This window comes from Clostridium sp. (assembly GCF_051656525.1).
In the GTDB taxonomy this organism is placed as follows: Bacteria; Bacillota; Clostridia; order Clostridiales; family Clostridiaceae; genus Clostridium.
On record NZ_JBOGCC010000047.1, the window covers coordinates 1 to 25,196 of the forward strand.

At 27.7% G+C, this 25,196-nt stretch carries 23 protein-coding genes and 2 riboswitches; of the genes, 11 read left to right on the forward strand and 12 right to left on the reverse strand.

Features of this window, described 5'->3' with window-relative positions; all coding sequences use genetic code 11:
• Positions 1 to 587 precede the first annotated feature (587 nt).
• Entirely contained in the window at positions 588 to 920 is a 333-nt protein-coding gene (locus ACRDDY_RS01435; RefSeq protein ID WP_438563187.1) for a hypothetical protein, read from the forward strand.
• A 37-nt stretch (positions 921 to 957) separates the two neighbouring features.
• On the opposite strand, the gene ACRDDY_RS01440 is transcribed toward ACRDDY_RS01435, so the two are convergent.
• Entirely contained in the window at positions 958 to 1,827 is an 870-nt protein-coding gene (locus tag ACRDDY_RS01440; RefSeq protein WP_438563188.1) for a 50S ribosomal protein L11 methyltransferase, read from the reverse strand.
• Positions 1,828 to 1,942: 115 nt separating this feature from the next.
• Here ACRDDY_RS01440 and ACRDDY_RS01445 point away from each other — a divergent pair, with 115 nt between their 5' ends.
• The 4 genes from ACRDDY_RS01445 to ACRDDY_RS01460 all read left to right on the forward strand — a co-directional run bounded on the left by ACRDDY_RS01445 (position 1,943) and on the right by ACRDDY_RS01460 (position 6,068).
• Positions 1,943 to 2,803: a TraX family protein gene (locus tag ACRDDY_RS01445; protein WP_438563189.1), complete on the forward strand. Its 861-nt coding sequence runs from the start codon at positions 1,943 to 1,945 to the stop codon at positions 2,801 to 2,803.
• Between the two features lie 42 nt (positions 2,804 to 2,845).
• Complete coding sequence (locus ACRDDY_RS01450; RefSeq protein WP_438563190.1) at positions 2,846 to 3,805, forward strand: D-2-hydroxyacid dehydrogenase; 960 nt, start codon at positions 2,846 to 2,848, stop codon at positions 3,803 to 3,805.
• 77 nt (positions 3,806 to 3,882) lie between these two features.
• Positions 3,883 to 4,467 (forward strand): GNAT family N-acetyltransferase, encoded by a 585-nt coding sequence (locus tag ACRDDY_RS01455; RefSeq protein ID WP_438563191.1) that lies wholly within the window; start codon positions 3,883 to 3,885, stop codon positions 4,465 to 4,467.
• A 110-nt stretch (positions 4,468 to 4,577) separates the two neighbouring features.
• Positions 4,578 to 6,068, forward strand: a complete 1,491-nt coding sequence (locus tag ACRDDY_RS01460) for a L,D-transpeptidase family protein (protein WP_438563192.1) — start codon at positions 4,578 to 4,580, stop codon at positions 6,066 to 6,068.
• Between the two features lie 48 nt (positions 6,069 to 6,116).
• Here the strand turns inward: ACRDDY_RS01460 and ACRDDY_RS01465 are convergent, their stop codons facing one another.
• Positions 6,117 to 6,899: a Cof-type HAD-IIB family hydrolase gene (locus tag ACRDDY_RS01465; RefSeq protein ID WP_438563193.1), complete on the reverse strand. Its 783-nt coding sequence runs from the start codon at positions 6,897 to 6,899 to the stop codon at positions 6,117 to 6,119.
• Positions 6,900 to 7,088: 189 nt separating this feature from the next.
• Here ACRDDY_RS01465 and ACRDDY_RS01470 point away from each other — a divergent pair, with 189 nt between their 5' ends.
• Both ACRDDY_RS01470 and ACRDDY_RS01475 read left to right on the forward strand, forming a co-directional pair.
• The gene (locus ACRDDY_RS01470; RefSeq protein WP_438563194.1) at positions 7,089 to 8,585 is read left to right on the forward strand and encodes a 2-isopropylmalate synthase; all 1,497 of its coding nucleotides are present in this window, start codon (positions 7,089 to 7,091) and stop codon (positions 8,583 to 8,585) included.
• 56 nt (positions 8,586 to 8,641) lie between these two features.
• A riboswitch (glycine riboswitch) is annotated at positions 8,642 to 8,720 on the forward strand.
• A gap of 2 nt (positions 8,721 to 8,722) precedes the next feature.
• Positions 8,723 to 8,807: riboswitch (glycine riboswitch) on the forward strand.
• Positions 8,808 to 8,876: 69 nt separating this feature from the next.
• Positions 8,877 to 10,217 (forward strand): alanine/glycine:cation symporter family protein, encoded by a 1,341-nt coding sequence (locus ACRDDY_RS01475; protein WP_438563195.1) that lies wholly within the window; start codon positions 8,877 to 8,879, stop codon positions 10,215 to 10,217.
• A 43-nt stretch (positions 10,218 to 10,260) separates the two neighbouring features.
• On the opposite strand, the gene ACRDDY_RS01480 is transcribed toward ACRDDY_RS01475, so the two are convergent.
• Both ACRDDY_RS01480 and ACRDDY_RS01485 read right to left on the reverse strand, forming a co-directional pair.
• Positions 10,261 to 10,830 carry a hypothetical protein gene (locus ACRDDY_RS01480; protein ID WP_438563196.1) on the reverse strand — a complete coding sequence of 190 codons (570 nt, stop codon included), beginning with the start codon at positions 10,828 to 10,830 and terminating at the stop codon, positions 10,261 to 10,263.
• 71 nt (positions 10,831 to 10,901) lie between these two features.
• Entirely contained in the window at positions 10,902 to 11,174 is a 273-nt protein-coding gene (locus ACRDDY_RS01485; RefSeq protein ID WP_438563197.1) for an acylphosphatase, read from the reverse strand.
• Positions 11,175 to 11,276: 102 nt separating this feature from the next.
• Here ACRDDY_RS01485 and ndk point away from each other — a divergent pair, with 102 nt between their 5' ends.
• Positions 11,277 to 11,678 carry a nucleoside-diphosphate kinase gene (ndk, locus tag ACRDDY_RS01490; protein WP_438563198.1) on the forward strand — a complete coding sequence of 134 codons (402 nt, stop codon included), beginning with the start codon at positions 11,277 to 11,279 and terminating at the stop codon, positions 11,676 to 11,678.
• Positions 11,679 to 11,711: 33 nt separating this feature from the next.
• Here the strand turns inward: ndk and ACRDDY_RS01495 are convergent, their stop codons facing one another.
• Genes ACRDDY_RS01495 through ACRDDY_RS01515 form a run of 5 tightly spaced genes read right to left on the reverse strand, consistent with a single transcriptional unit; the run spans position 11,712 to position 16,021 of the window.
• Complete coding sequence (locus ACRDDY_RS01495) at positions 11,712 to 12,776, reverse strand: ABC transporter substrate-binding protein (RefSeq protein ID WP_438563199.1); 1,065 nt, start codon at positions 12,774 to 12,776, stop codon at positions 11,712 to 11,714.
• Entirely contained in the window at positions 12,754 to 13,560 is an 807-nt protein-coding gene (locus ACRDDY_RS01500) for an ABC transporter permease (protein ID WP_438563200.1), read from the reverse strand. Before ACRDDY_RS01500 ends, ACRDDY_RS01495 begins: the two co-directional genes overlap by 23 nt.
• A complete protein-coding gene (locus ACRDDY_RS01505; protein ID WP_438563201.1) occupies positions 13,554 to 14,396 on the reverse strand; it encodes an ABC transporter permease in 843 nt (280 codons plus the stop codon). The genes ACRDDY_RS01500 and ACRDDY_RS01505 overlap by 7 nt, the downstream gene beginning before the upstream one ends.
• Before the next feature lie 2 nt (positions 14,397 to 14,398).
• Positions 14,399 to 15,445, reverse strand: a complete 1,047-nt coding sequence (potA, locus tag ACRDDY_RS01510; protein WP_438563202.1) for a spermidine/putrescine ABC transporter ATP-binding protein — start codon at positions 15,443 to 15,445, stop codon at positions 14,399 to 14,401.
• Between the two features lie 36 nt (positions 15,446 to 15,481).
• Positions 15,482 to 16,021, reverse strand: coding sequence for a helix-turn-helix domain-containing protein (locus ACRDDY_RS01515; RefSeq protein WP_438563203.1), 540 nt, complete (start codon positions 16,019 to 16,021; stop codon positions 15,482 to 15,484).
• 379 nt (positions 16,022 to 16,400) lie between these two features.
• On the opposite strand from ACRDDY_RS01515, the gene ACRDDY_RS01520 reads away from it, so the two are divergent.
• The gene (locus ACRDDY_RS01520) at positions 16,401 to 17,477 is read left to right on the forward strand and encodes a GNAT family N-acetyltransferase (RefSeq protein ID WP_438563237.1); all 1,077 of its coding nucleotides are present in this window, start codon (positions 16,401 to 16,403) and stop codon (positions 17,475 to 17,477) included.
• A gap of 85 nt (positions 17,478 to 17,562) precedes the next feature.
• Here the strand turns inward: ACRDDY_RS01520 and ACRDDY_RS01525 are convergent, their stop codons facing one another.
• Entirely contained in the window at positions 17,563 to 18,966 is a 1,404-nt protein-coding gene (locus ACRDDY_RS01525; RefSeq protein WP_438563204.1) for an alanine/glycine:cation symporter family protein, read from the reverse strand.
• 279 nt (positions 18,967 to 19,245) lie between these two features.
• Positions 19,246 to 21,870, reverse strand: coding sequence for a transglycosylase domain-containing protein (locus tag ACRDDY_RS01530; RefSeq protein WP_438563205.1), 2,625 nt, complete (start codon positions 21,868 to 21,870; stop codon positions 19,246 to 19,248).
• Between the two features lie 108 nt (positions 21,871 to 21,978).
• Between ACRDDY_RS01530 and yunB the strand changes: the two genes are divergently transcribed.
• Positions 21,979 to 22,653, forward strand: coding sequence for a sporulation protein YunB (gene yunB, locus ACRDDY_RS01535; protein WP_438563206.1), 675 nt, complete (start codon positions 21,979 to 21,981; stop codon positions 22,651 to 22,653).
• 44 nt (positions 22,654 to 22,697) lie between these two features.
• Here yunB and hpt read toward each other — a convergent pair whose 3' ends face one another.
• On the reverse strand, positions 22,698 to 23,222 hold the full coding sequence (gene hpt / locus ACRDDY_RS01540; protein WP_438563207.1) for a hypoxanthine phosphoribosyltransferase: 525 nt from the start codon (positions 23,220 to 23,222) through the stop codon (positions 22,698 to 22,700).
• A 166-nt stretch (positions 23,223 to 23,388) separates the two neighbouring features.
• On the opposite strand from hpt, the gene hflX reads away from it, so the two are divergent.
• Positions 23,389 to 25,185: a GTPase HflX gene (gene hflX / locus ACRDDY_RS01545; RefSeq protein ID WP_438563208.1), complete on the forward strand. Its 1,797-nt coding sequence runs from the start codon at positions 23,389 to 23,391 to the stop codon at positions 25,183 to 25,185.
• Positions 25,186 to 25,196 lie beyond the last annotated feature (11 nt).

Here is a 25,196-nt window from a genome sequence, read left to right on the forward strand (position 1 = left end):
TTCACCACTAATTTGATTATATTGTACTTTATCATCGTTTAAGGACTTGTTATTTGGTGTGTCAGCAAAAGAAGTAACGCTTAAGCTACATGTAACTGTAACTATAGTGAAAAAAGAGACTAATGCTTTTTTCATCATACTTAACAACCTCCTAATATAAATCGTTGATATTTATGTATTATAGCATAGGATTATAAAAAATGTAATTCCATAATTTGTATTATGGTTCATTATATATTAATATTATACAATAAAAATACATATTTTAAAAATGATTTAATAGTTACAAAATTCTTAAAATTCAGAAAAATAAAGAAGAAAAAAATTTTTCCATAGCCCAAAAGCACTATAAATATTAGTTTGAAGTATTAAGGAAAAAATATACAGTAATAAATAAAGAAACAAAATGGTTACATTTTACTAATAATAACAAAAAAGTATTTTTATTTAAAAATTATTTCTAAAAAGAAAATTTATTAACTTAATGTTTACAAAATAAAAGGTATAAAAAAAGAAAATTTCTATGATTTAAAGGTTTTTTTAATCATTTATAGAATATATATAGTATCAAAACTTTGGAGGGGTATATGAAATTTATAGAGGAATATTTAGAGAAATGTTTGAAAAATAAAGGGTTTCATTGGAAAACATCTATAATAGCTGGGGGGATTATAGGATTAGTATTTTTTTTAGTTAATCTCTTTTCAGGGATAGTATTTGATGTTGCTATAGTTATTTTTATTGCAATGACTATTTCATTTTCATTAATTTGGTATATTATAATTAATAGATTACATAAGACATTTAGAAAACAAATAATTATAGAAGCTAAAGATAGTGAAGAAGAAAGAAGAGAGAAGCGTAAAAATGCAAGAAGGCTTATGGAAAAAAGAAATTCTAAGAAGAAAAGCACTAGATAAGTTTTATATAGTTAAAAAACTAAGATGCAAAAGCACCTTAGTTTTTTCTTTTAAATATACAAGTACACCATTCATTAGTAATAAATTCTTTTTCAAAAATAAAACCTTCATTTAAAATAAAATCTTTTATAGAATCATAGCTCCAAGTAACAAGACCAGAAACTAAAAGAAGACCGTCAGAACTTAAATGTTCTTTTATAAAATTCATAAAAAGCTTAGTTTCCTCTCCACCTATATTAATATAGATACAATCAAATGTAGATGAGATTAAATTTTCACTTAAAGCATCCCCAATTATAGGAGTAATATTATTTAAATTATTTAAATCTCTATTTAACGTTACTTCATCAGAAACATCACGTATATCTAAAGCTAATACTTCTTTTGCATTTTTTATTCCAGTTGCTAAAGAAAGTATTCCAGAACCAGTTCCAATATCTAAAACTCTTTTATTAGTAAAATCCTCTTCTAATATGTAATTTAAAATATCATGAGTAGTTTCATGAAGACCAGTTCCAAAAGCTCCTTGAGAGATGAAGTTTATGATTTTTTTATCTTTATAATCATCATTGTATGATGGGTCTATTAGCACCCAGTCATTTTTAAGTTCTATAGGAGGCATTTTAAAATCAGTGTAATCATAGTTTATTTCTTCTATATTAAAGGGTTCTTTTTTTAATATAGAAGAAACATTAGTTTTGAAATTGTCCAGTTTAGATTCTTCATCATTAAAAGCTACTTTTAATGTAAGTGGAACATTCTCTTTTTCTAAATAACCATAACCAAATTCATCAGTTGTTATTTCTAATGGGTTTTCATAAAAAACATCAAAAATATCATTAATTTGTAGTAATTCAACTTTTTCATCTACTTCATTAGATAAAAATTCATAAGATAATATAAACATATTAAACCTTCTTTCTAAAAATATTGTCATAAAGGTATATTAGTATAAAAAACTTTTAAAGTAAAGGTAACCATTGTATAATTTTAATATAAACAGAAGATGAAAGGGGAAAAAGATGGATAGATTTAAGATTAAAGTTATTATGGTAGTTTGTTTTATTTTAGGAACGATTCCTATGTTTTTATCTAATGTACCATTTTGGCTTAATTATCCTGGAAGGATAGTTATGCCAGTTGCTATATTTTTAACTGTAGATGGGTATTATAAAACAAGCTCTTTTAAAAATTATTTAAAAAGGATGTTAATGTTTGGAGAGATAATGGTATGTTTAAATGTTATTATCTCTTTATGTTTACGAGTGAGTATAAGTGGAGAGAGTCATTTTAGACATATAAGTAGTGGAATAATTATATATGGATTAATTTTAATAGCTATTAGTATTGTATTTTTTATTTTAAATTTAAAAGATAAATGTTTAAATGATAAATGGGGAATTATAATAGTATTTGTACTATCACTTGGAACACTTCTTTTACTTGGCAAAGTAAATGATAGTATAGATATATTAAGAAGTAATATGTTCCTTGCTTTAGCTGGAGTTTTATTATTAATAAACTCTTTAGAAGAATCTAAAAGGAATGTTGATAAAAAATCATTAATAAAGGTATTAATAATTTTTTCAATATGTATATTAACTGAAACTGCTATAATAGGTCCAGCATTTGCTTTAATAGTTTATGTATTTAGAAAGAATAAGAGAATGCTTACTATAGGATTATTTGTAATTAGTGGGTTATTTGTTCCAGGATTTAATATAGCTGAACTATTAAGGTTTCCACAATGGATGATGTTTTTTGGAATAATCTTCATTTTATTATATAATGAAGAAGAAGGTTTAAAAATTAAAAAGATTTTTTATTATATATATCCAATAGTTATATATATATGTTTTATTTTAGGTGTATTTTTAAGATAATAATATATATAATGTAGCTATAAATTAAAGGAGTGAAAAAATATGAAAAATATAGTTATTTTAGATGGAAAAGCAATAGGAGATTTTAAAGTAGAACTTTTAGAAGAGTTTGGAAAAGTTACAGTATATAGAACAACTAGTAATGATGAAAGAATAGAGAGAGTGCGTGATGCACATATAATTTTAACTAATAAAGTTATAATAGACAAAGAAGTAATAGACTCTTGCAAAAATTTAGAGATAATATGCGAAACAGCAACAGGATTTAATAATATAGATATAGGGTATGCTAAAGAAAAGAATATAGCAGTTACAAATGTAGCGGGATATTCAACTCCGACTGTAGTACAACATACATTTGCAACACTACTTTCATTAAATAATCAAATATCATATTATGATAATTATGTAAAATCAGGTGAATATTCAAAATCAGGGTTTTTCACAAATCTAGAAAGACCTTTTGTAGATATTGAAAATAAGACTTGGGGAATAATAGGACTTGGAGCTATAGGAAAAGGTGTAGCAAAAGTTTGCATGGCGTTTGGAGCAAATGTTATTTACTATTCAACATCAGGAAAAAATAATAATAATGAATATGAAAGTGTAGATTTAGATACACTACTTAAAACTTCAGATATAATTTCAATACATGCACCATTAAATGAAAATACAGAAAATCTAATAAATTATGAAAATCTAAAAAAGATGAAAAAAGATGCTATTCTTATAAATATGGGAAGAGGTCCTATAGTAGTGGAAGAGGATTTAAAAAAGGCATTAGATGAGGACTTAATAAAGGGTGCATGCTTAGATGTATTTAATGTAGAACCATTGCCAATAGAAAGTCCATTATTAAAGGTTAAAAATAAAGAAAAATTAATATTAACACCTCATATAGCATGGGCAAGTGTGGAAGCTAGAGAAAGATTATTTAGTGATGTTGTTTTAAATATAAAAGCATTTTATAATGGAGAAATAAGAAATAGAATTGAATTATAAAATTAATGCAAGTAAATGAAGCTTTAGCATATATATAATAAATATATTTAATATGGTAGATAAAAGGAGTACAGAATTTGGATTCAAGCGAGAATTATAGTATAGAAACTGCAGAACAAAAAGACATTGAAGGGCTCAGTCATATGTTATATAAAACAGAAGAGGATCCTGAATATGAATGGGGAGAAGGAACAGAGGAAGAAAGATTGACTATCTTAAGGCGTCTAATGATTTATAAAGGAAATAGATTTTTTTATAAAAACTTTAAAGTCTTAAAAAGAAATGAAAAAATTATAGGATTCTTTTTAGCTTTTGGTGGAAAAGAATTAAAGGTAAAAACTATTAAATCAGATATGATTATGTATTTTTATAAAAAGGGAAAAAAACATAGGATAAAATTTTTAATAGAAGTACTAAAATACTTATTTTACAAAGAATGTACTTTAAATGAATATTACTTATCTAATATATATATAGAAGAAGAGTATAGAGGGTTTGGGTATAGTTATATTTTATTAGAAGCTGTTTTAAATGAAGCAATATGTAGGAAGTACAATAAGTTATCACTAAGGGCAAATAATCATAAATTAGTTGAGTTTTATAAAAAATTTGGGTATAAACTAGAGAATAGAAATGATTTAAAGATGGTATTGAAGATATAAAAGATTAGACATATTTAAAAATAAAATTTAAATATGTCTTTTTAATTCTGAAACTGAGCTAAGTTGCATAGGTATAGAAGAGGGAATATTTAATTTTGGGAGGAAAAGTTATGGACAAGCTAAAAGTAGAAGAAAAAGAGGGAATTGAAGCATTAGAAGAGATAGTCGTTAGTGATGAAGAAAAAGAGATAGGGAAAGATAGCGAAGAGAGAAAAAAGGAAAAAGAGAAAGAGATCAAATCAAAGAAAAAACTTTATGTTGGGATGGGAATTACAGGAGCATTAGCACTTGGAATATATTTAGGTGGAACTCTTTATTATAAAGATAGATTTTTAGTTGGATTTGAAGTTAATAATATTAGTGTAGCTGCACATACTGTAGATGAAGCAGAAGAAAAGTTAAGAGAATCAGTAGAGGAATATGCATTAACTATAAAAGGAAAAGATAAAGCTGAAATATTAGTAGGAAAAGATATAAATATAAAATTTAATGGTCAAAAAGAATTAGAAGAGATAATGGAAAAGCAAAATCCTTTATTTTGGGTAGGAGGATTTTTAAATCCAATAGAAAAAGTTTTAAATAATTCTGTTACATATGAAGAAGGAAAGCTTGATAAAAAAATAGATGATTTAAAACTATTCGAAAAGGAAAACATAATAAAGTCAAAAGATGCAACATTTAAATATAATAATGGAAGCTTTGAGATTGTTGAAGAAGTTAATGGAAATGAGATAGATAAGAAAAAGTTAAAAGCAGAAATAAAAAGAGCAATACAAAATGGTGAAAATGAAATTGATTTAGAAAATTTAGATATTTATAAAAAGCCTAAATTTACAAAAGAATCAAAAGAAGTTATTGAAGCAAAAGAAGTATTAGAAAAAATGTTAGCAGTTGAAATAAATTATAGTTATAATGGGAAAAGCTTAGCACTAGATAAAAAAGATTTAGGGAATTTATTAACTGTAGATAAAAATATGAAACCAACTGTAGAAGAAGAGGCTATTTTAGAGTATGCAAAAGAACTTGAAAATATCTTTGAGACAGTAGGTAGAAATAGAAGCTTTAAAAATTCTTATGGGAATCAAATAACTATAGGCGGAGGAAACTTTGGATATGTAGTTGATAGAAAAGAAACACAAAAAGAAGTTGCAAATGCAATAAAAAATATACAGAATATAAATAAAGAGCCGATATTTAAACAAAAAGGTAATGCAGGCAATATAAATGATATAGGAAATAGCTACGTTGAAATAAGTTTAGATAATCAACATATTTGGTATTATAAAGATGGAAAACTTTTAACAGAGAGTAAAATAGTAACTGGAAATATAAATAGAGGTTGGGGAACACCTCCTGGAGTGTACAAGCTTACTTATAAGCAATTAGATACAGTTCTAAGAGGAGAAGATTATGCAACACCAGTGAAATTCTGGATGCCTTTTAATGGTGGAATAGGACTACATGATGCAACTTGGAGAAATGAATTTGGTGGCAGTATATATAAAAATGGTGGATCACATGGATGTGTAAACTTACCTTATAATGTAGCACAAACTATATATAATAATATAGATGGTAGTATGCCAATTATACTATATTAAAAAAACTCCCTTAAAATGTAGAAGTACATTTTAAAGGGAGTTTTTGTTTTAAATATGTTCTTTTATAGCTAAAAGAACACCTTCTTCTGTATTCTTTTTGGCTATAAATCGGCCATGTTTTTTCATATCATCACAAGCATTGTCCATAACAAAGCTATAGTAAGCATTTTCTAATAATTCAACATCATTAAAAAAGTCACCAAAGGCCATAGTTTCTTCAAAAGTTATAGAATATTGATGTTGTATTTCTTTTAAGGCAGTACCCTTGTTAGTTCCTTTATTTGTGAAGTCAACCCAAACATCACCAGAAACAACACAATTTAATCTTTCTCCAAAAATACTATTTAAAATAGGATAAGAATTTTTAAGAGCAAGACCTAAGTCTAAAACTGTAACCTTAAAAATTATATCATCTATGTTAGAAAAATCTTCTATAACATCTTTCTTTATATAATATTTGTTTATCTCAGTTAAAGCTTCCTTAGAACATGGTTTATGATAGCAATTTTTTATCCCACATAAAATTATATGTACATTTTGAAGTTTCTCACATTCTGAAATAATTTCATTTATATAATTAGAATTCATTTTAGAAATAGAAATTATATTGCCTTTATCAACGACCATTGCACCATTATCACATATATAAGTTAGTTCATCGCTAATGGGGGAGAAGTTTTCATATAATGTATAATAAGGTCTTCCACTAGCAACTATAAACTTTATATGTTTTTCTTTTAACTCATAAAAAAGTTTGAAAAAATCTTTAGGAAGTTCACCTTTTTCATTTAGAAGTGTTCCATCCATATCTGTAGCTATAAGTTTTATCATAATATCACCCTTTCTCTTATTAAGAATATATTATCATAAAAGCTAAAAATTTGCTAAAAATAAATAATTGACAATAAAAGGAAAATAAGATATTCTTATCTTAAGAAAAAATTGGATGGTACCGCGTAAATTCGCTCCAAATTATGGGGAAGAATACGTGGTTTTTTTATATTAAAAGGGGGCAGAAATATGAAAAAGAAAATTTATATCTTTGATACAACACTAAGAGATGGAGAACAAACTCCAGGGGTAAGTTTAAATCCAAGAGAAAAATTAGAAATAGCAAAAGCTTTAGAAAGCTTGGGTGTAGATGTAATAGAGGCAGGATTTCCAGTAACATCAAAAGGCGATTTTGAGGGAGTTAAACTAATTTCAGAAAATATAAAAAATTCTACTGTAAATGCTTTAGCAAGAGCAAATAAAAAAGATATTGATGTAGCCTATGAAGCCATTAAAGGAGCAAATAAACGAAGAATTCATATTTTTTTAGCGACATCAGATATTCATATGAAATACAAATTAAAGATGTCTCGAGAAGAGGTTTTAGAGAAAATTTTTGAAATGGTATCATATGCAAAATCTTTAGTTGAAGAAGTTGAATTTTCACCAGAAGATGCATCAAGAACAGAAAAAGAATTTTTGTATAAAGTATTAGAGAGAGCAATTGAGGGAGGGGCAACTATATTAAATATTCCAGATACAGTTGGATATACTATACCAACTGAGTTTGGAGAATTAATCAAAGGAATAAAAGAAAATGTAAGAGGGATTGAAAAGGCTATAATAAGTGTTCATTGTCACAACGATTTAGGACTTGCAGTTGCAAATTCATTAGAAGCAGTAAAAAATGGAGCAGAGCAAGTAGAATGCGCAGTAAATGGACTTGGAGAGAGAGCAGGGAATGCAGCATTAGAAGAAATTATTATGGCTATAAAAACACGAAAAGACATTTATGATTTTAATTTAGATGTAAATACAGAAAAAATTTATAGAGTATCTAGTCTAGTATCACATTATACAGGAGTTAATGTACAACCTAATAAAGCGATAGTTGGAAAAAACGCTTTTGCACATGAATCAGGAATACATCAACATGGGATATTAAGTAATAGAGAAACATATGAGATTATGACACCAGAATCTGTAGGATTTAAAACTAATAATCTGGTACTAGGAAAACACTCTGGAAGACATGCGTTTGAAGATAGAGTAAAAGAACTTGGCTATGATATAGATAAAGTATCAATAAATGAAGCATTTATAAAATTTAAAGAAGTAGCAGATAAGAAGAAGGAAATATCAGATAAAGATATTGAAGCTATATTAAATCATGGAAGAATAAATATAAAAGAGAAGTATAAATTAAAATCTTTTAATGTGAGTACAGGAAATAATATAACATCAACAGCTACAGTAATGCTTGAAATTGATGGAGAAGTAAAAGAAGAAGCAGCTTGTGGAGATGGGCCAGTTAATGCACTTTATAATGCAATTGAAAGAGTTCTAGATAAAAAGAGGATAGTAAAAGATTATAGTATAAATGCAATAACAAGTGGTGCTGATGCTTTAGGAGAAGTATCAGTAAAATTAGAATCAGAAAATAGTAAGGTAATAGGAAGAGGAGTCAGTACAGATGTAATAGAAGCTAGTATACTAGCCTATGTAAATGCGCTTAATAAAGAATAAAAAGTTGCAAAAAGTATAAAAAATTATTATAATATTAATAAATTAAATATGTTCGGATGAAGGTAGTAGGAGAGAGGGAGAATATATCCCCACCGAAGATGGTAATCTTTCAGGTAAAAGGACTGCTACTGGACGAGCCTCTGGAGAGACTCTATTAAAGAGCACCGAAGGAGCAAGATATAGGAAACTCTATATCGAAACTCTCAGGTAAAAGGACAGGGGATTTATAACAAAATCTCTATTTTGTTATACAATCTCCTCCCAAAATTTAAATTTTAGGAGGATTTTTTTATGAAAGAATTTTTAACAGCGGTGGACAATTTTGTATGGGGGCCACCATTATTAATCATGTTAGTAGGAACAGGCGTGTATTTAACAGTAAAGCTAAGAGTTTTACAAGTTACAAAATTAGGACATGCATTAAAATTAGTGTTTAGTAAAGATACAGAAAGTGATGAAAAGGGTGATGTATCAAGTTTTGGAGCACTTTGCACAGCACTTTCAGCAACTATTGGAACAGGAAATATAGTAGGAGTTGCAACAGCTATTAAAGCCGGAGGTCCAGGAGCTTTATTTTGGATGTGGATTGCAGCATTTTTTGGAATGGCAACTAAATATGCAGAAGGGCTTTTAGCTATAAAGTATAGAGAGTTTAACAGTAAAGGTGAGGTTAAAGGTGGACCAATGTATTATATTCAAAACGGTCTAAATAATAAATGGCTTGCAAAGATATTTGCCTTTTTTGGAGTACTAGTTGCTTTATTTGGAATAGGAACTTTTGCACAAGTTAACTCTATGTCAGAGGGAATGAAAAATAGTTTTAATATTCCAATTGTAGTGACTGCAGTTGTAGTAACTATATTAGTAGCTTTAGTAACACTAGGTGGAATAAAAAGAATATCAAGTGTATCAGAAAAAATAGTGCCATTTATGGCAGCTTTATATATAATAGGAGTTTTAATAGTTATAATTTTTAACTTTGGACAAGTTCCGGAGGCTATTAGTTTAATTGTTAGAAGTGCATTTAATCCAGAAGCCGTTCTTGGAGGAGCTTTTGGTATAACATTTATGATTGCAATGCAAAGAGGAATTAGTAGAGGAGTATTTTCAAATGAATCAGGTCTTGGAAGTGCACCTATAGCAGCGGCAGCAGCAAAAACAAAAGAGCCTGCAAAGCAAGGATTAATATCTATGACAGGAACATTTTTTGACACTATAATAATTTGCTCTATGACAGGGATTGTAATAGTCCTTACAGGAATGTATAATTCACCTCTTGATGGAGCAAGCTTAACTACAGCTGCATTTGAAGCAGGATTCCCCATTGCAATAATAGGAAAGTATATAGTAAATATAGGATTAATTTTCTTTGCTTTTACAACAATACTTGGATGGAATTATTATGGGGAAAAGTGTATTGAATATTTATTTGGAAAGAAATTAATACTTCCTTATAAAATATTATATATAGGACTTGTTCTTATAGGATCATTTTTAACAATAGATGTTATTTTCATATCAGCAGATATTGTTAATGGCTTAATGGCAGTTCCAAATTTAATTGCATTAATTGGACTTAGAAAAGTTATATTTGAGGAAACAAAAATATATTTAGATAAATTGAAAAAATAGAAGAAAGCAGGTACTACAAATAGAGTAGTATCTGCTTTTTAGACTATAAGTATAAAGTTTTTACATCAGTTGAAAAAATAGAATTCCATTTAAGATTATTTATTAAAAAATCTCTTCCTGTAGGGATAAGTTTGAAATTTCTATATTCAAGATAATCTTCATAAGATAAACCATGTCTTGATAAAATAGAGTTTAAAGTAAGTTTAGTAATTAAAGCTTCTTTATAAACTTTATTATATTCCTTAGACTCTTCATTTAAAATAATTTGTCCTATATGATAGGAGATTGTATATTCTTTCAAAATATAGTAGGCATATTTTGAAGGGAGTGAATCTTGTATTTCATTAGGAAGAGAAAAGAAATTTGAATTTATTTCATCATCATTTAACTCTTTAATTGAAGATAAAACTAAAAGATGCATGGCTGATAAGTAATAAGATTTAGCTAAAGAATGTTTATTTTCTAAAAAACAAATATCTCCAAGTAAAGTATAAGTATCATGAGTACTTGGGTCTAACAAAAGAGATTTTGAAAGCGCAAGTTTTGCTTTAGATAGATTATTCCGTTTAATCATATCTAAAGCTAATTTTCTAAGAATTAATGGATCGCCCATAAAAAAAACCTCCATAAAATTTGTAAAACATAATGAAATTATATCACTTGTAAATATTTACAACAATAGAATTAATAAGAAATAGAAAACTTTTTTAAGGTAGAATCAAAGTCTAGGTCAACAATTTTATGATTTGATATATGAATAAATTTATTTCCTTCAAGCATAGTAGAGATAAAAGATTTAGTGCTATTAGTACTACCTTGAATAATAATTTCAACATGTCCATTATCTAAATTTTTAACTGTTCCAACTAGAGAGTATTTTAAAGCTAATCGTTGACAAAAATATCTAAATCCAACTCCTTGAACTTTTCCACTAACATTTATTAATAATCTTTCCATAAAAAACCTCCAAAAATAAATTTTATATAATTATAGCATAAATACTTGCATGAAAACAGTTTCAAATTTATAATATACTATATAAGTAAAAGGAGGTATAAAATGGAAAGAAGCTTAGTTTTAATAAAACCAGATGGGGTAGAGAAAAAGGTAATTGGAAAAATTATAAGTATGTATGAAAGTGAGAACTTAGAAGTTAAAGAATTAAAACTTTTAACGGCAAGTGAAGAAACAGCTAAAAAACATTATGCAGAACATAAAGAAAGACCATTTTTTAATGAATTAATTAGTTTTATAACTAGAGGTCCTATTTGTGCACTTATAATTGAAGGTAGGGATGCTATAAGAAGAGTTAGGGAACTAAATGGAGATACAAATCCATTAAAGGCAAAAGAAGGTACTATTAGAAATTTATATGGTAGTAGTATTGGTGAGAACTGTGTTCACAGTTCAGATTCTATGGAAAGCTCTAAAAGAGAAGTAGAAATTTGGTTTAATTTATAAAAAAAGTACGCTGCATTTAATAGCAGCGTATTTTTAAGATTTTAATTTAATCCATTCTTCATCATAAAGATCTAAAGCTTGTTGATTTAAATCAGTATAAATTTCACAATTTTTAAGCTGTTCTTTTGTAGGATATTCAGCTTGAATATCCTCAGGAAGCATATCAAATGTTTTTGGAATAGGAGTTTGATAACCTATATATTCAACATTTGTTAAAGCATTTTCTGGATTACATAAAAAATTAATAAACTCTTCTGCAACTTCTTTATGAGGTGCATTTTTAGGAATTGCTAAAGCATCAAACCATTCGTTTGAACCTTCTTTAGGAATAACATATTTAATGTCAGGATCTTCACTCATAAGATAAGAGGCATCACCAGACCAAACAGGAGCAATTGTAGCTTCTCCTGATAAAAGAGCATCTTTTACTTCATCTACAAAATAAGCTAAAACAAGAGGCTTTTGTTCTTTAAGAAGAGTACTAGCTTGTTTAATTTCTTCTGGATTAGTAGTATTCATAGAATAACCTAAAGATTTTAAGGCAATAGCCATAGAATCACGAACAGAATCAAACATAACTATTTGGTCTTTATATTTAGGGTTCCATAAATCTTTCCAACTTGTAATAGGTTCTTTAATATATTTAGAGTTATAGGCAATACCAATAGTACCCCACATGTAAGGAACAGAATATTTATTCTTTGGATCATAAGATAAATGCTTAAATTGTGAACCTATATATTTATAATTTGGAATTTTACTAAAATCAATTTTTTCTAGTAAATTTTCTTTTATCATTTTTTCAATCATATAGTCAGAAGGAACTACGATATCATAATTACTACTTCCATTTTTAACTTTTGCATACATAGTCTCATTAGTATCATAAGTATTGTAATTTACTTTAATACCTGTTTCTTTTTCAAATTTTGTTATTAAAGAAGGATCAATATAATCTCCCCAGTTATATATATTAAGAACTTTACCAGTGGAATTATCTTTTCTTTCTGTTTTTATATAACCAAAAATAAGAGCTATGCATATTAAAGAAGATACTATGATTGTGATAATAATTTTAATATTCTTTAGCTTTTCCATTTGAACCTCCTGTTGAATTAGTTTTTCTATTTACAATTAGAAGTAATGCAAGTACAGTTACAAACATTAATGTTGAAAGAGCATTAATTTGTGGATTAATTCCTTTTCTAGCCATAGAATAAATTTCAATTGAAAGATTTGTAACTCCAGGTCCAGTTGTAAAGAAGGAGATAACAAAATCATCTATAGACATAGTAAATGCCATAAGAAGTCCTGCAACAATTCCAGGCTTTATTTGTGGCAAAATAACTTTTCTAAGAGCGTAAGAGTGTGTTGCACCTAAGTCCATAGCAGCCTCAATAGTATTATCAGGTAACTGGCTTAGTTTAGGAAGAACACAAAGAATAACATAAGGAATATCAAAAACAATATGAGCTATAAGCATTGTTTTAAATCCAAAAGTAAATTTAAAAAATATAAATAGACTCATTAAAGATATTCCTGTAACTATATCAGGATTTAAAATAGGTAAGTTATTTATATTTAATAATAATGATTTCTTTTTTCCACGCATATAGTAAATACCAACAGCAGTAATAGTACCAATTATAGTAGCTATAACAGAAGCTATAACTGCTATTAAAACTGTATAGTAAAGTGCTTCAAGTAAGGTGTCATTTTGAAGTAACGACTTGTACCAATCAAAAGTAAAGCCTGTCCATTTCGCCATACTCTTAGATTTGTTAAATGAGAAAACAATAAGTGTAATAATAGGTGCATATAAGAATACAAAAATTATAAAAAGATAAAATCTTTTTATAAAGGATGTAAATTTGTTTACCATAACTTCCCACCACCTTTCATATTATCTCCACTAAACTTTGACATAAAAGCCATTGATATAAGAATTAAAATCATTAATATAATTGCAATAGATGAACCAAAGTTCCAATTATTAGTTGCTGTAAATTGTTGCTCTATAACATTTCCTATAAGCATAGTTTTTCCACCACCTAAAAGTTTAGAAATTACAAAGGTAGAAACAGCAGGCATAAATACCATAGTTATACCAGAAACTACACCAGGTAAACTTAAAGGAAAGATTATTTTTTTGAAAATTGTTTTATTATTTGCACCTAAATCTTTAGCAGCATTTATTAAATTTATATCTAATTTAGATAAAACAGTATATATAGGAAGAATCATAAAAGGTAGGAAATTATAAACCATACCTAAAAGGATAGTTCCATCTCTATATAGAAGTTGAATTGGTTCAATACCAAAAAGTCCAAGAAAATTATTTACAATTCCGTATTTCCCTAAGATAGGAATCCAAGCATAAGTTCTTAATAGAAAATTCATCCACATTGGAAGAATAAATAACATAATAATTAAGTTGCGTTTTTTAATATCCATTTTAGAAACAATATATGCGATAGGAAAACCTAGAATTAGGCAAAGAACTGTAGAAATAGCAGCAAGAACAATTGATTTAATAAAAATAGTAAAATATTGCTCTTGGAACATTCTTGAGAAATTTTCAAGTGAAAATTTATAACCGGTAGAGGTTTCTACAGTTAAACTGAAAAATACAATAATAAGTAGTGGCACTACTATAAAGATAGCACTCCATAAAACATAGGGTGCAGAGAGAAAGCTGAATTTAGTACTTTTTTTCATAATTATCTTACCTTTCTCATTACATGGATATCTTCAGGTTGAAGAAGTAAACCTATTTTACTTCCAACTTCCGCCATTTTAGTATTATGTATAATCCAGTTATAGTTAGTTTTTTCAATTTGGACTTCAATTTCATAATGAACACCTTTAAAAATAACAGATTTAACAATTCCATTTAAAGTATCAGATGAAGGTTTAACCATTTGGATATCCTCAGGTCTAATAACAACATCAACAGGTTCATTTTTTTCAAAATCTTTATCTAAGGTAGTAAAAACTTTATTACAAAATTCTGTTTTAAAATCATCATGCATTATTCCATCTACTATATTACTTTCACCAATGAAATCAGCAACAAATGCATTACTAGGCTCATTATAAATATCCTGAGGAGTCCCCATTTGTTGAATAATTCCTTTATTCATAACGACTATAGTATCAGACATAGTTAAAGCCTCTTCTTGGTCATGAGTTACAAAGATAAAAGTTATTCCAAGTCTTTGTTGAATTTTCTTAAGCTCTATTTGCATTTCTTTTCTAAGTTTTAAATCTAGGGCACCAAAAGGTTCATCAAGAAGTAAAACTTTTGGTTCATTTACAAGGGCACGAGCTATAGCGACTCTTTGTTGTTGACCACCACTTAAAGAATCAATATTTCTTTTTTCAAAGCCAGGAAGTGCGACTAATTTAAGTATTTCAGTTACTTTTTCTTTTATTATATCTTTTGGAACTTTTTTAATTTTAAGACCAAAAGCAATATTTTCAAATACATTCATATGTGGAAATAAAGCATATTTTTGAAATACTGTATTTACAGGTCTTTTGTGAGGGGGAATAGAAGCTAAGTTTTCATTTCCAAACATAACAACACCACTATCTGCTGTCTCAAACCCTGCTATTATTTTCAATGTAGTAGTTTTTCCACAACCACTTGGACCAAGTAATGTTAGAAACTCGTTTTTCTTTATATTTAAATTTAAGTTATTTAAAACTACATTATCATCATATTTTTTATTAATACCTTTAATTTCTAAAATATTATTACTCATAAAAAACACCTCTCTATATAAATTCTAATTAATTTTTTAAAATGATGGAGGAGTAACCACCCAAACTATTTTTGCTATGGTTTTTCCATTATTAGATATAAAGTGATTACATTTAGGTTTAAAATAAAATGTTTCACCTTTTTTTATCTTATATGTAGAATCACCTAAATGAAGAGTTACACTACCACTTAAAACAAGTCCAAATTCTTCACCTTCATGAGGTTCCTCCTCAATATAACGTCCGTTAGGGAAAAGAGTTAACATAATAGGTTCCATACTATTTTTCTGCGCATTTGGAACCAGCCATTTTAAATTGTATTTTAAATCATTATCCTCAGTTTCAAACATATGATTAGAAGTAAATGTTACACGTTCTTCTTTTTTATCACTAAAAAATTCAGTTAAACTTGTGCCTAAAATTTCTAAGATATCAACTAAAGTAGCAATTGAAGGAGATGTCAAGTCATTTTCAACTTGTGAAATAAAACCTTTAGATAATTCACATCTATTGGCAAGCTCCTCTTGAGTTAATCCTTTTGCAATACGAAGACTACGAATTTTATCACCTATTTCCAAAAAAACACCTTCTTTCATAAAAAATTATCTATAAAAATAAGCTTTACTAAATAAAAAGTTTATTTTTACTAAACAAACAAAATAATTATAAAATTTTTGAGGAGAAAAATCAATACGTTTATTCAAAAAAAATTAAAAAATTGTTGAAAAATGACTTCGAATAAATGGCTTAGAATGGAGGATGAAATAAAAATGTTTAAAAAGATGTTACTTAAAGTTTACAAATACTAATTAAAAAAGTGAAAGTGAAATATAGAAAATAAAATTTTTATAGTTTGAGAAAAATTAAAAAATAAATAAAATCAAAATAGTGGAAAAAGTGCATATATTTTTGCTATAATAAAATTAAATAAAAAGAAGGGGATATGTGGTGAAAAAAATGCAAGGTCTTTATAGAAGGAATGGAAAAAAGGTTTATATAAAGCAACCAGAGTTCAATGAAATGGAATATGTATCAGAATTGTGGAGTGATAGAGAAACTATGGAAGGTATTGGTGGAGTATTTGATTTTTCTAGAAATAAATGGGAGCCCTTCTATAGAAAAATGGTAAGTCCTTCTGATGGAAAAAATTTTTATTGCCTTATTTATAACAATAAAGATATTCCAGTTGGAGAAGTTAGTTTTCATGGATATGATTTAGTTACTAAAACAGCAAGGTTTAATATAAAGGTTCATAGTAAGTATAGAGAAATGGGTTATGGTAGAGAAGCCATAAATTTAATGCTTGAGTATTATTTCCAAGAATTTGGTGGAAATATAATGATGGACACTATAAAAAATGAAAAGGGAATAGAACTTGCAAAGAAATTTAATTTTGAGCAAATGGGAAAAGCTAGAGATGGATTTACTTTTAGAATAACAAAAGAAAATTTTTTCACATCTAATAAAGGTGCAAAAAAACATGTAGGAATACTAATACTAGAAGAGATGAGCGTATTAGATTACGCAATGCCATTTGAATTATTAAGTAAAGCAAATGAAATAGCGAAGGATGAAATATTTAATGTATATGGAATTTCATTTGTAGATGAAGTGAAAATGAAGTCTAATGCAAAATTAAAGATAAAAAAAGAAATAGAAATAAATCAAAATCCTAACATAATAATTATTCCAGGTGGATTTGATTCTTTAGAAAGATCCAAAAAAGTAATAGACTATCTACTACAAAATTATAATGAGTGTGATTATATATGTGCATTAGAAGATGGAATAAATTATTTAGTTAAATGTAAAGAGTTAAATGGAATAGTTGTTCCACAAGGAAAGTTTTTAGAAAAACTTTCAAATGAAGAAAGAGACAGTTTAAGAATAATAAATAAAAACTATACAGACAATGGGAAGATAATGTTAAGCAAAAATATTATGGGAACTCTAGAATTATGTTTGAGTTTAATAAAGAAAGTTTGTGGAAGAGAGATAGAAGAAAAATTATATAAAGAAGTTGGAATAAGATAGACAAACTAGGGGGTGTCTATCTTTTATTTCTGGAAAATTACAAAAAAGAACTCAGTAGAATTTTTACTACTGAGCTTTTTTGAATTTAATCCCATTCAGAAACATTTTCTAATCCATCTATTGAAGATTTTTTAAATATAGGTTCTTTAATACCAGCCTTCTTTTGATTTGAATAATCTTTAAGGGCTGCAAAGGCAAATTTACTTAATAAGAATATAGCTATAAGGTTAACAATTGCCATAAGTCCCATAAATACGTCGGCTAAGTTCCAAACAACAGATACTTTAGCAAGTGATCCTGAGAAAACCATAAAGATTACTAGTACTCTATATAGGAAAAGATATATTTTTTTTGAAGTTAAAAATTCAATATTAGATTCTCCATAATAATAGTTACCTATAATTGAGCTGAATGCAAAAAGTAAAATACAAATTGCTATAAATATATTACCAAATGAACCAATTTGTGAGCTTAAGGCTTTTTGCGTAAGTTGAATTCCTTCTACACCAGGAGCTGTATAATCTACACCAGATAAAAGAATAATGAAAGCTGTACAGCTACAAATTATTATAGTGTCTGTGAATACACCTAAAGTCTGTATAAGACCTTGCTTAACAGGATGAGAAACAGTAGCAGTAGCAGCAGCATTTGGGGCACTTCCCATACCAGCTTCATTAGAGAATAAACCACGTTTAACTCCAACTAAAATGATTCCTCCAAGTGTTCCACCTGCAAATTGTTTTATTCCAAAAGCGCTTTGGAATATAAGTGATATAGTTGATGGAAGTTTATCAAAATTTATAAAAATAACAAATAATGCTACTAAAATATAAGCAACTGCCATAATAGGAACTAAAACTTCAGAAACTTTAGCAATTCTTTGTACACCACCAAAGATAACGAAAAGAGTTAATATAGATAAAACACTAGCTATTAGAATAGGATTTAAATTAAAAGCTTCATTAAAAGATGCTGTAATTGTATTAGCTTGAACAGCATTAAATACTAATCCAAATGAGATTGTTATAAGAATTGAGAAAAATACCCCAAGCCATCTTTTCTTTAAACCTTTTTCTATATAATAAGCAGGGCCACCTTTGAAAGCACCATCACCATTTTTTTCTTTATAGATTTGAGCAAGTGTTGATTCAACAAAACTTGATGCAGAACCAAGAAGTGCAATAAGCCACATCCAAAAAATAGCACCAGGACCACCTACTGATATAGCAATTGCGATTCCGGCTAAATTTCCAGTACCAACTCTAGAAGCTGTACTAATACAAAAAGCTTGGAAAGATGAAATAGTTCCTTTAGCTTTATTTGAACTAAAGCCATCAGATAGAAGTCTGAACATTTCCTTAAGAAATCTGAATTGAACAAAATTAGTTTTAATAGAAAAATATAAACCTAAAATAAGAAGTAAAGCAATAAGAATATAAGTCCATATAAAATCGTTAAAATTAACAATTAAAGAATTTAAAGTATCCATAAAATATCCCCCTAATAATATAATTTATATTAAGTTTATATGAATATTTTTTAAAATGCAAGAAAAAAATAAAAAAAATCATTTTAAACTTTAAAATAGTATAAAATGAGTATTAAAGTATTTTAAAATGAAATTTTTTAAATTTTAAAATTCAAAAATGAGATATGAAAAAATAGGGTTTTCACAAGAAATTTAATTGAAATAAAAAAATGCTAGTATTTTAAAATGAAAAAAACGAAGGCTATAATTTATAACCTTCGTCTTTTAAAAAGTATATTTTTATGCTGCAATTGTAAATTTATTTTTTTTGGTTAAAGGAGTAGTATCACCGCCGCCTTCAGTAGGTGGTGGAGTTGGTATTGGTGTCACAGGATTTGGGGGCTTTGGTGGATCAACAGGTTTTGTTGGTGGAACTATTGGTTTTGTTGGTGGAGTTGTAGCTCCACCAGTATTGTCTTCATTTGAATCTTGCTCTTCTAAATCTTCAGCTTCATCCTCAGTTTCAGGTTCAACATACTTGGAATTATCATATTTTGTTGGAAGTGCATATTTACTATCAGCAGCATTAGAATTTGGATAATCTTTTTTGATAAATACTTTGCTTACTCTTAGGTGAGCTGGTGTATTTCCATTAGCTAAAAAATTATTATTTTTGTTAACTTCTGCTTCAACATGAGTTTCGCAATAACCAGTAGGTTGAGTACCAGAGATAAAAAGTTCACTTCGTATTCTATTTCCTCTAGGATCACGTCTACATAATGCAGTTGGTAATTTACCAGAATCCATACAGATGGAAGTAGTTACTATTCCATTTGGTTTTTTTATATCAGTAGTACTAAGACCTTTATGGGCAACAGCCATAATTTTTCCCCAAAGGTTTGCAGCAGTTCTACCAGAACCACCACCTTGAATAGGTCTTTGATCGTCATATCCAACCCATACAGCAGCACTATAATGAGGGGTTAATCCTGCAAACCAATAATCTTTATTATTGCTAGTAGTTCCAGTTTTCCCTGAAACAGGCATAGCACTAAATCTTGCAGATCCACCATTATAGTTTAATGGTTCTTTTAACATATCATAAAGAATATATGCAGTTTGTGGTGAAAAAACATTAGTTTTAGTTGAGTTAGATTCTAAAATAATATTTCCATTTCTATCTAAAACTTTAGTATATAACTTAGGATCAGAGTAAACACCACCATTTCCAAAAACGCCATAAGCAGAAGCAACTTTGAAAACATTTCCTCCATCAGAACCATTTCTATTATCAAATTGACCTAAGGCAACAGCACTTAAATCTTGAGAGTGTTCATTAAAAACTAATCCAAGTTGTTCTCCATAGTTAACTCCAGTTTTAGCACCAACTTCATTTGCCGTTAAAGATGAACCAATATTACTAGAATACTTTAAAGACTCTCTTAAAGTAAGTAGTCCTTTATATGAATTAGGTGAATTAGCACCTTTGTAAACTTTTTGAGTTTTTGGTGTTTGAGCATCATCAATAACTGAGCCTGCAGTCATTACTTTTTGATCTATAGCAGGACCATATGAAGTTAATGGTTTTATAGTAGAACCTACAGACCTTAAATCAGAATAAGCTCTATTGTTTGATCTTGCAGGTTGTTTTCCACGCCCGCCAACCATAGCAACAGCTTCATTAGTTTTATAATCAATTATTGCAGTAGCACCTTGAAGCTCATAAACTCCATTTTTATCTTTTTTACTAGCATTATAAATATTATAATTACTAGGGTCATCAATTATTTTTTGTACTTCAGTTTGTAGTTTTTCATCTAAAGTAGTTTGAATTTGTAATCCACCAGTAGCTAACATATTGTTAATTTCTTCATCAGTAGATTTAAATTTAGCTTTTAAATCTTTCTTTACTTGATCTAAAGAAGCAGTTAAAAATGATTCATGTTTAATATTGTAATTAGTAGAGCCTCTTTTAAACTTAAGTTTTCCAGAATCTAAAGCTTTAATAGAGTCATTATATTCTTTTTCAGTAATATAATTATGCTCTTTCATTTTAGATAAAACAGTTTTTGTTCTGTTGATATATTTTGTAGGATCTTTTTGATTGTCAGTATTAAAAGCATTATAAGTATGAGTTGCTTGTGTTACACCAGCTAAATAAGCACATTCTATTAAAGAAAGATCTTTAGCTTTTTTATTAAAGTAATATTTAGCACCAGCCTCAGCACCGTAAGAAGTTCCACCTACAGGGAAGTTGTTAAGATAAGATGTTAAAATTTCATCTTTAGATAATTGCTTTTCAAGCTGAAGTGCTAAGAAAATTTCTTTTATTTTTCTATCAATACTTCTTTCATTTGTAAGAACGGTATTTTTAATTAATTGTTGTGTTAAAGTAGAAGCACCTTGGACACCACCTTTTCCTGTAAGTACATACTTAACATCATATACAAGTGCACCTGCAATTCTTTTTATATCAATACCACTATGTTCATAAAATCTTTCATCCTCTATAGAAACGATTGCATCTTTTAAATTTTGTGGCATATTTTTAGAATTAAGATTTGTTCTAACTGTTTCTGAAAAAGCTGGAGCATCAAGTTCTGTACCGTTTTTACTTGTCATTACTACAGATTGATTTCCAGTTTTAATTTTTTCTACAGCCATATCATCTAATTCAGGTGTTGCTTTAATTACTGCAAAAACATATCCTATTCCTACAACACATAGAGATAAAAATAAAAGCAGTAATGATAAGAATGAGTATTTAAGAATTTTTTTCCCTTTAGATTTTTTTGTTCTATTTTTAGATTTTTTCTTTTTTCCCCCATTTAAACCGTCATTATTTTTATTAAGTTCTAGTCCATGTTTTTTAGAATTAGAACCTTTAGAAGGTTTATTATTTTTTGAGATATTATCTTTTGCCATCTGTCCCTCCTAGATTTCAAATATTAAAAATAAAATAATATTATTTACAATTATAACATAATTATATTATTAGGAAAACAATGGAGGAATAAATAAAGAGGATTATTTATGCTATATTATACAAAAAAGAAAAAAAAGAAAAAAATTAAACCCTGGCTTATATTTTTAATACTTTTTTTATTTTTAATAAATATGTTCATAATTTTTTTTGATAAGAGAGTAATGCCAACAGTATTAGAACTTGCAAAAGCAACTATGAAAAATAAAATAGTACGTATAATAAATGAAATAAGTATAGAAGCATATGATGAATTATTCAAGAATGATGAAGTTTTAGATATAAAAAAGGATAAAGATGGAAATATAAACATGATGAATGCAAATACAATGAAATTGAATAAATTAAATGGAATAATTTCAACAAGAGCAAATGAAGCTATACAAGAGATGGGAACAGAAGGATTGAAAGTACCGTTAGGTTGGGTTACAGATAGTAGTATTTATTATGAATTTGGACCAGATATAACAGTAAATGTAGATCCAATAGGAAATGTAGCTACAAAATTTAATAGCAGTTTTGAAAGTGCAGGAATAAATCAGACACGGTATACAATATATCTTCAAGTTGAAGCAAGGGTAAATGTACAAATTCCTTTATATATGGAAGAAGTAGTTGTGAATGCAGAAGTACCATTAGCAGAAACCATAGTAGTTGGAAAAATTCCAAATACAGCAGTAGACTTTGGTCAATTTGGTTCAAATGATTTTGAAAGTGGAGATTAAAAAAATCTAGATAAAATTTTATCTAGATTTAAATATTTTTAAATTTAAGCTTCCCAGTTAAAAACGTAAGGAATATTTCTATAATGGTCACCATAATTTAAACCATATCCAACAACGAAAAGGTCATCAATTGAAAAACAGCAATAATCAGGATTAATATCAACTTGTCGTCTTGATGGTTTATCTAAAAGTACACAACTTTTAACTGATTTAGCACCTAATTTTTTTACATGATTTACTACAAAGTTCATAGTAATTCCACTGTCAACTATATCATCAACAATTAATACATCATAACCTTCAATGTTATCAGGAATATCATTTACTATTTTAACATTTCCACTACTTTCTTCTCCATCACCATAGCTTGAAGTTGTCATAAAACCAATTTTGGCTTTAGTATCAATTTCTCTAACTAAATCAGCAGCAAATATAAAGCTACCTCTTAATAAAGATAAAACATAAAGATTTTTATCTTTAAAATCTTTAGCAATTTGAGCTCCAACTTCCTTGTTTCGTACTTTAATTTGTTCTTCTGAAAAAAGTATATTACGTTTTTTATTTTCCATATGTAAAACCCTCCAAAATAATTATTTATCGATTGTCCTTAATAAATAAAATACTTTATAATGAAGGAAAAATCAAGGAGAATTTTTAGAGGCATAGTTTACAATGAAGAAGAGATGGAGTAGAATTAAAGCAAATTCAAATAGAGAGAAGTAAGAGGTGAATTTTATGATATATGGAAATATTGAAGGAATAAGAAATTCTATATTAAATGAATTAGAAGATGTATATAATATAAAAACTCAAAAAATAGAAGTGTGTTCTAAGGAAATAATAGATATTATTACGCGTGTATCTACACAAATTGAAAGAGAAGTAAGTGTAGCCATTGATAGACGTGGAAAAGTAACATCAGTTGCAATAGGAGATTCAACATCAGTAGAGTTACCTATATTAGATATTTATGAAAAAAGACTTGCAGGAGTGAGAGTAATACACACGCATCCAAATGGATATAGTAATTTATCAGCATTAGATTTAACGGCGTTACTAAAATTAAAATTAGATGCAATAGTTGCTGTAGGTATCTATGAAGGTAAAATAATAGATTACTCATTAGCTACATTAACAGTTTATAATACTGATTTAATGTGTGATGAAAAAACTAATATTTCAGAAGATGGGATATATGCTATAAATATTCTAGATAAAATAAGGTATTCAGAAAGCTTAATAAAAGATAATGATGTAGAAGAAAATTTAGAAGAAAAGGCTATACTTGTAGGTTCAGATACTAGGGAAAGTTTAGAAGAATTAAAAGAACTTACAAAAGCATGTGAAATACCTGTTTTAGAAAAGGTATTCCAAGCAAGAAATAAAATAGATGCAGCTTTTTATATAGGAAGAGGTAAGGTTTTAGAAATTGCTCATTTAAGACAATTAGAAAGAGCAAATCTTATAATTTTTGATGATGAATTATCAGGTGCACAAGTTAGAAATTTAGAAAATGCAATAGGAGCAAAGGTAATAGACAGAACAACTCTTATACTAGAAATTTTTGCAAGACGTGCAAAAACTAAGGAAGCTAAAATTCAAGTAGAGCTTGCACAGCTTAAATATAGAAAGAGTAGACTTATGGGACTTGGAACAATTTTATCAAGAACAGGTGGAGGGATAGGAACAAGAGGACCTGGAGAGAAAAAATTAGAAACAGATAGAAGACATATAGATGATACTATATATGAGTTAAATATGGAACTTAAAAAAATTAAAAAGATTAGAGAAATTCAAAGAGAAAAAAGAACAAAAGAGAGTATTCCAAAAGTTTCTTTAGTTGGATATACAAATGCGGGAAAATCAACACTTAGAAATATTTTATGTAAAGTAGCAACTTCAAAAGAAAATAAAGTAAAAGAAGAAGTATTTGAAGCAGATATGTTATTTGCAACTTTAGATATTACAACTAGAGCTATAGTTCTTAAGAATAAAGGACTTATAACTCTTACAGATACAGTAGGGTTTGTAAGAAAATTACCACATGACTTAGTAGAGGCTTTTAAATCAACATTAGAAGAGGTTATATATGCAGATCTTTTATGTCATGTAGTAGATGCTTCAAGTGAAGATGCAGAAGGCCAAATAGAAGCTGTTGAAGTAGTTTTAAATGAATTAAATGCATTAGATAAAGAAACAATTTTAGTTTTAAATAAAATTGATAAAGCAAAAGAAGAGCATATAGAAAAATTAAAAGAAAGATTTTCAAATTATGACATAATAGAAATCTCAGCTAAAGATGAAGTGAATTTAGATTTATTATTAGAAAAAATAGAAGAAAAACTTCCATATAGTTTAAAAAATATAGAAGTTGTAATTCCTTATGACAGAGGCGACATAGTATCATTACTTCATAGAAATGCAAGGATTTTAGAGGAAGATTATGTAGATAACGGAACTAGATTACAAGTAGAAGTAGATGATGAAATATATAATAGATGTCAGGCATATATAGTAAAAGAACTAAATTAAAAAAGATAAAA

Coding starts and splice junctions, on each gene's coding strand:
- ACRDDY_RS01435 (WP_438563187.1), top strand. CDS start 588: ATGAAATTTATAGAGGAATATTTAGAGAAATGTTTGAAAAATAAAGGG.
- ACRDDY_RS01440 (WP_438563188.1), bottom strand. CDS start 1,827: ATGTTTATATTATCTTATGAATTTTTATCTAATGAAGTAGATGAAAAA.
- ACRDDY_RS01445 (WP_438563189.1), top strand. CDS start 1,943: ATGGATAGATTTAAGATTAAAGTTATTATGGTAGTTTGTTTTATTTTA.
- ACRDDY_RS01450 (WP_438563190.1), top strand. CDS start 2,846: ATGAAAAATATAGTTATTTTAGATGGAAAAGCAATAGGAGATTTTAAA.
- ACRDDY_RS01460 (WP_438563192.1), top strand. CDS start 4,578: ATGGACAAGCTAAAAGTAGAAGAAAAAGAGGGAATTGAAGCATTAGAA.
- ACRDDY_RS01465 (WP_438563193.1), bottom strand. CDS start 6,899: ATGATAAAACTTATAGCTACAGATATGGATGGAACACTTCTAAATGAA.
- ACRDDY_RS01470 (WP_438563194.1), top strand. CDS start 7,089: ATGAAAAAGAAAATTTATATCTTTGATACAACACTAAGAGATGGAGAA.
- ACRDDY_RS01475 (WP_438563195.1), top strand. CDS start 8,877: ATGAAAGAATTTTTAACAGCGGTGGACAATTTTGTATGGGGGCCACCA.
- ACRDDY_RS01480 (WP_438563196.1), bottom strand. CDS start 10,830: ATGGGCGATCCATTAATTCTTAGAAAATTAGCTTTAGATATGATTAAA.
- ACRDDY_RS01485 (WP_438563197.1), bottom strand. CDS start 11,174: ATGGAAAGATTATTAATAAATGTTAGTGGAAAAGTTCAAGGAGTTGGA.
- ndk (WP_438563198.1), top strand. CDS start 11,277: ATGGAAAGAAGCTTAGTTTTAATAAAACCAGATGGGGTAGAGAAAAAG.
- ACRDDY_RS01495 (WP_438563199.1), bottom strand. CDS start 12,776: ATGGAAAAGCTAAAGAATATTAAAATTATTATCACAATCATAGTATCT.
- ACRDDY_RS01500 (WP_438563200.1), bottom strand. CDS start 13,560: ATGGTAAACAAATTTACATCCTTTATAAAAAGATTTTATCTTTTTATA.
- ACRDDY_RS01505 (WP_438563201.1), bottom strand. CDS start 14,396: ATGAAAAAAAGTACTAAATTCAGCTTTCTCTCTGCACCCTATGTTTTA.
- potA (WP_438563202.1), bottom strand. CDS start 15,445: ATGAGTAATAATATTTTAGAAATTAAAGGTATTAATAAAAAATATGAT.
- ACRDDY_RS01520 (WP_438563237.1), top strand. CDS start 16,401: ATGCAAGGTCTTTATAGAAGGAATGGAAAAAAGGTTTATATAAAGCAA.
- ACRDDY_RS01525 (WP_438563204.1), bottom strand. CDS start 18,966: ATGGATACTTTAAATTCTTTAATTGTTAATTTTAACGATTTTATATGG.
- ACRDDY_RS01530 (WP_438563205.1), bottom strand. CDS start 21,870: ATGGCAAAAGATAATATCTCAAAAAATAATAAACCTTCTAAAGGTTCT.
- yunB (WP_438563206.1), top strand. CDS start 21,979: ATGCTATATTATACAAAAAAGAAAAAAAAGAAAAAAATTAAACCCTGG.
- hpt (WP_438563207.1), bottom strand. CDS start 23,222: ATGGAAAATAAAAAACGTAATATACTTTTTTCAGAAGAACAAATTAAA.
- hflX (WP_438563208.1), top strand. CDS start 23,389: ATGATATATGGAAATATTGAAGGAATAAGAAATTCTATATTAAATGAA.